Annotated in this window: 7 protein-coding genes; all 7 read left to right on the top strand. The window is 36.2% G+C overall.

Going from position 1 to position 5,661, the window contains the following annotated elements; all coding sequences use genetic code 11:
- The first annotated feature begins 521 nt into the window (after window positions 1-521).
- On the top strand, window positions 522-827 hold the full coding sequence (locus tag FOF46_RS30740) for a hypothetical protein (RefSeq protein WP_143919237.1): 306 nt from the start codon (window positions 522-524) through the stop codon (window positions 825-827).
- A 1-nt stretch (window position 828) separates the two neighbouring features.
- Window positions 829-2,154 carry a hypothetical protein gene (locus FOF46_RS30735; RefSeq protein ID WP_143919236.1) on the top strand — a complete coding sequence of 442 codons (1,326 nt, stop codon included), beginning with the start codon at window positions 829-831 and terminating at the stop codon, window positions 2,152-2,154.
- On the top strand, window positions 2,151-3,089 hold the full coding sequence (locus FOF46_RS30730) for a DUF6712 family protein (protein ID WP_143919235.1): 939 nt from the start codon (window positions 2,151-2,153) through the stop codon (window positions 3,087-3,089). The genes FOF46_RS30735 and FOF46_RS30730 overlap by 4 nt, the downstream gene beginning before the upstream one ends.
- Window positions 3,090-3,374: 285 nt before the next feature.
- Window positions 3,375-4,679: a pyocin knob domain-containing protein gene (locus FOF46_RS30725; RefSeq protein ID WP_143919234.1), complete on the top strand. Its 1,305-nt coding sequence runs from the start codon at window positions 3,375-3,377 to the stop codon at window positions 4,677-4,679.
- A 24-nt stretch (window positions 4,680-4,703) separates the two neighbouring features.
- Window positions 4,704-4,919 carry a hypothetical protein gene (locus FOF46_RS30720; RefSeq protein WP_143919233.1) on the top strand — a complete coding sequence of 72 codons (216 nt, stop codon included), beginning with the start codon at window positions 4,704-4,706 and terminating at the stop codon, window positions 4,917-4,919.
- Window positions 4,909-5,421: a peptidoglycan recognition protein family protein gene (locus tag FOF46_RS30715; RefSeq protein WP_143919232.1), complete on the top strand. Its 513-nt coding sequence runs from the start codon at window positions 4,909-4,911 to the stop codon at window positions 5,419-5,421. The genes FOF46_RS30720 and FOF46_RS30715 overlap by 11 nt, the downstream gene beginning before the upstream one ends.
- Window positions 5,418-5,661, top strand: a 244-nt coding sequence (locus FOF46_RS30710) for a hypothetical protein (RefSeq protein WP_143919231.1), incomplete at its 3' end; no start/stop codon positions are given. The genes FOF46_RS30715 and FOF46_RS30710, both read left to right, overlap by 4 nt.

Below are 5,661 nucleotides of genomic sequence, written 5' to 3'. Positions count from 1 at the left end.
TACTTGGTCATTTAGGCATGGTGTGTATGGGGTCCTGATTTGCACAGATCCAGAAGTTAAATTCATATATCGGTCGATTTAGGTAAGGGAAAGTGAAGATTCTCTATAGGATGCGGCGCTATGGGCTGTTCACTTTTGATAAAAACAATGATGTTTTTGAGGTTAATATTTTGATTGTCAAATTAATGACTTTTTAAAAATGAGAAAACCACCCTGAAAAATCGGGGAAAAAGGTGTGTCCTTTTTTTAATTCGGTGTAAAAATGACCTTCGTACTATGAAAAATGTCATACTTCTCAGTAAAGTTTTGGAAAACATGCGCCAATTGGATAAGGAGGGAAATCCAATTCCTTTTTCGATGGAGGTGAGAACATGGAATAATCAAAACAAAATGGGAGGCAAATTAAAAGTATATGAAAATGCAGTTTTGTGTATGCCTAAAGAGAAAGAAAAAGTAAGGGACTGGGCAAAGGTACTTTCGGTNTGAAAAATGTCATACTTCTCAGTAAAGTTTTAGAAAACATGCGTCAATTGGATAAGGAGGGAAATCCAATTCCTTTTTCGATGGAGGTGAGAACATGGAATAATCAAAACAAAATGGGAGGCAAATTAAAAGTATATGAAAATGCAGTTTTGTGTATGCCTAAAGAGAAAGAAAAAGTAAGGGACTGGGCAAAGGTACTTTCGGTTAAAACGCAGGAGGTCAAACGTAAAAATCCTAACCATTTTAAAAACTATACAAGGAATATAGAGCTTTCTACAGGGGAGGTAAAAAAGATCAATATTCTTTTAATCACCAAGTTTAACGGTTTAGAAGTAGTCTATTAATATGAAACAAACACACGGCGTATATTTTGGAAAGGCCTCGGTCAGTTTAATGGTTGATGAGAGGCATCAAAAACCAACAAAGGTAATCCATAAAGGAGAAACAAATTTTAAAAAAGGAGTGATTGCTCCATGGGGAGATGATAATAGGTACCCTAATAAATTTATGGATGCTATTCGTTTAAATGGAGCAGCTTCCGGAGGCTTAAGTTTACTTAAATCTGCGCACTATGGTAATGGTCTTACCTTTTATAAAAATCAAAAATCAGAAACTACAGGGAAAAGGGAAAAAGTAATAGAGTATAAAGAAGATCATCCAGAGGTGCAGGCGTTCTTTAAACGCAATAAGATGAATACCTTCTTTACAGAAACCATAAATGATCTGGAAAGTTACGGGATCGGTTTCCCTTCACTGATTCTCAGTAAAGATTATAAAAAGGTATTGCGTATTAGAAGACAAAAAACGGCATGGGGCAGACGTGAGCTGATGAACCCGTCTTCTGGTTTTTCTGAAATGGTATATTTCAAAAATCAATGGGATGATGATGACACTAAAGATGCTGCTAAAATTCATAGTGTAGACCCTATGTGGTGTTATGAAGAGATTTTAGAATACTGTCGGAAAAAACGGATTTATGAATTTGTATTGCCTGTTCATTATACAATGACCGATGAGGCCTACTATCCAAAACCCACATGGCATGCGATTTTTAACAACGGATGGTTAGAAGTTTCTAACTCTATCCCGATGTATAAAAAACATCTATTCAAAAATCAATTGAATATTAAATTCTTGGTTCATGTTAGTGAAGCATATTTCGAAGAACAATATGGTGATGATTGGACAGACAAATTTGATGTAGATGAGCGTAACAAAATCCGAGAGGAAACATTAAAAGCAATCGATGATCATTTGTCTGGTAATGAATCTTCCGGAAGAAGTATGTACTCCAGAAAGTTAAAGGACGATGATGGTAAATGGGTGAATGCTATTGAGATCGAGCCTATCGATAATAAAATGAAGGAAGGCTCCTATTTACCTGATGCTACAGCTGCTAATACTGAAATTCTATTTGCCATGATGGTAGATGCATCTTTAATTGGTGGAGGAGTGCCAGGAGGGAATATGGGATCTGGATCTGGTAGTGATAAGCGTGTAGCTTTTGATATCCTATCTGCATTATTTAAAACCAAACGGGATACTACATTACAGATATGGGATTTAATTAAAGAATGGAATGGGTGGGATCCGGATTTACAGGCAGGCTTTGAAAATGTGAAGCTCACGACTTTAGATAAAAACCCTAACGGTAAACAATCAGGAATATGAATTTAGTAAACAATAGACTTGAGTTACAAGAGTATGTCAATGTTACTTGGAATTTTGACTTCGATAAAGCACTACCTTTTATTAAGCGTGCAGAGCGTAAATACATTATCCCTAATATTGGTAAAGAAGAATATACAACTATCCTAAATCACGATGGAAGCGATTCCGATATCGCAGAGGTAAAGTATTTATTAGCGGAGGCCAGTGCAAATTTGGCTTTTCATTTAGGGTTTTCTCAATTGTGCGTACATATCACTAACTACGGTACAAAACAAACTGAACTGGAAGATACCAAGTCTATAGATTGGGCAACAAAACGTGATCTTCAACGGGGATTTACGGATACGGGATTTGAGGCCATTGATGAAGCTTTAAAAGCGATGGAATATTATGTAGATAAATTTCCGGATTGGAGGGATAGTGCTGCATATTCAGTTTTTAATGAACATTTTAATAAAAGAACGGATGAATTTCAACAGCACTTTAATATCTCCAGTTCCCGAAAAACATTTATTGCTTTAAAGCCTATAGTTAGAAAAATAGAAGAACAATATTTTTTACCCATGTTGGGAGAAGAGGCTATGAACCTTATAAAAACAAGAACAATGGATCCTGTCTTATCCAGAGCTTTGGATTTATGCCAAAAGGCCGAGGTAGCTCTTACCATAGCAAAATCTGTAGATTCAGGAGCTTTTGTAATGACAGGTAGTTCAGCTATGTATATCTGGGAGCAACTTCCATGGGAAAAGACTAGTGAATATTCTGATGAACGATTACATAAACTTAAAGACAGCCAACAAAAGGATGGAGAAGAATATTTAAAAAAACTAAATGCATTACTTGTTAAACATCCTGATGTGTTTCCTATACCACAAAGAGAATCGAAGCCTGCCAATAAAAATATTATAAAACTAAAGTCAGGCCTAGGATTATGATGTCCTTTTTTTTGGAAGACTGAAAAACGAATTTTGAACTATGTCAGAGAGAATTACATATAACGAAAAGACGAACCCTCGCCCGGTTGAAGATCGAACTCAGCAGGCAACTGCTGAAGATTTTAATGAGATCAAAGAAGTTGTCAATGCTCATGCAGATGATATTGAAAAATCACCGAGTTTTGGAGATATTCCTTCGGTCGCTGATGATCTTATATCTACCGTTGCCAATGCAGCTTTATCTGCTAATCAAGGGGTTGTANACCGAAAATCGAAATTTGAACTATGTCAGAGAGAATTACATATAACGAAAAGACGAACCCTCGCCCGGTTGAAGATCGAACTCAGCAGGCAACTGCTGAAGATTTTAATGAGATCAAAGAAGTTGTCAATGCTCATGCAGATGATATTGAAAAATCACCGAGTTTTAGCGATATTCCTTCGGTTGTTGATGACCTGATATCTACAGTTGCCAATGCAGCTTTATCTGCAAATCAAGGCGTTGTTTTAAAAGGGTTTATTGATCAAATATTATCGCTACTGAATAGTGATGATACTACACTGGATGAGTTACAGGAGATCGTAAATTATATCAAGCAAAATAAAGATGATCTTCAGAATCTTACCATTGCTAATATTGCAGGATTACCCGAAGAGTTTATAAAGGTTTACAATACAATAAAAGATAGTTTTACCGCTTCAAATATTGATATTGTATTAGATTGGAATACTGTAAGCAATAATCAGCCAGGAACTAATATTGGTTTAATTCGAGGTAATGCAACCAACGGACCTACTCCTGATGATACTATATTATTCTATTCATTATGCTTCGAGTATGGATCCAATGATGGAACTGGTGTTATTACCCAAATTGCTATTCCTTATGGAGATGCTGCTTCCTTAGCGAAAGGACTTTTTTACAGAGGTCGAAATAGTGATGTTTGGAGTGCATGGATACCACTTGGTTCTGGTGGGGAATCTGGTGGTTCATCAACTGGACTTGAGATGTTAACTGAGAATGGTAATGCTTTTTGGGCGTTGGTGGGTAGAGATCCTTTAAATTATGGGGATAGAGGCGCGTTCGCTATTGATTTTTCCTTAAGTAATAACCCTTCAACAACCAGAGGAGCTACTGGTGTGGGGTCTGTTGCTTTTGGTACTAGTGATTCACCTGGGCTATTGTCATTCGCAGCCAATGGTGATAATAATTCGGCAGGAGATTATTCAGCTTCTTTTAACTCAGATACTGATGCAGAAGGTTATGCTGGTTTTTCTGCGGGTGAAGGTACTTCGGCTCCTTCCTATGTTGAATTTTCAATTGGTTCTTATGGAACACAATATACAGCAGGGTCAGCTACTGAAAAAGTTGGAACTGATAGATTGTTTAATGCTGCCAATGGAACATCTCTTGCGCCGAGTGATGCATTTACCATTTTAAAGAATGGAGCTATGATCCTTCATCCTGTTCCAAAATCATCCATAGCAAGTCCTGTAGCCGGAACATTTATAACAGATAGTGATGATGCTAATAAAATTAAATTTCATGATGGAACAAATTGGAATGTAATCAATATGACCCCTGAATAATCATATATCCCAAAATAATACTTTATGAAAACAGAAAATACACTTTCCGGAATAGCATTGATGATTGCAAGTTTATCCATTGTTGAAGTTTTGAATATAAGCTTGGCTTTGGTGGTTGGTGTTACGGCAATCTTACTAAACATAAGAAAGTATAAGGCTGAAAAAGCACGGGAAAGTAAAGAAAAAGCAGAAAAAGAATTATTAGTAGAACAACTTAAAACCCTTAAAAATGAAAAATAAAGTAATAGGTGGAATCATTGGAGTATTAGGTGTAGTTTTTGCTTCCATGGGAGTGATTAACCTGACCGATACATTACCTAAAAGCGAAACTAAAAACTATAGAAAGCGTTCGCTAGAAAGGCCTTTGTATATCACGTATCATCATACGGCTAGTAAAGGGCAATCATTGAAACAAATTGCCAGAGGTCATTTGCATAGAGGCTTTCCGGAGATTGGATATTGTTTTGCTATTGGATGGGATGGGACAATATATCAATTAAATGATGTGAATGAAATTAGTTGGCATGATTCCGGACATAATACAAATTCCATTGGGATTGTGTTTGTGGGTAATTATCATGAAAAAGAATTGCCCGATGCTGCGTTACAAGCTGCAAAACGATTACAGGATTCCTTAAGTGTATATCTTAATATTGTGAGGGTTCGATACCATAGGCAAACTTCTCCTACTGCTTGTCCAGGTAAATATGCGATTAAAAAAATCCAACCTCTTTTAAGATGATCAATTATAAAAACCTTGCAGAGAACCTAATGATTACTATTGTTGTCATGATTTCAGCGATGTATGGAGGGTATTTGGTTTCTATAAGTGCTGCGGAAAGAATGCTGGACAACCAGAAAAGTATTATTGTAGAATCTATTCGAAAAGAGACCACTAGTATAACCAATGAGTTTAAAACCGAAATCAAAAAGCTAAAGGTTAAAAAAGATGGTAATGTTGATTTGAATATAGATCCAGTTT

The organism is Aquimarina algiphila (assembly GCF_007489275.1).
In the GTDB taxonomy this organism is placed as follows: domain Bacteria; phylum Bacteroidota; class Bacteroidia; order Flavobacteriales; family Flavobacteriaceae; genus Aquimarina; species Aquimarina algiphila.
This window is presented reverse-complemented; position numbering and strand designations above follow the sequence as displayed.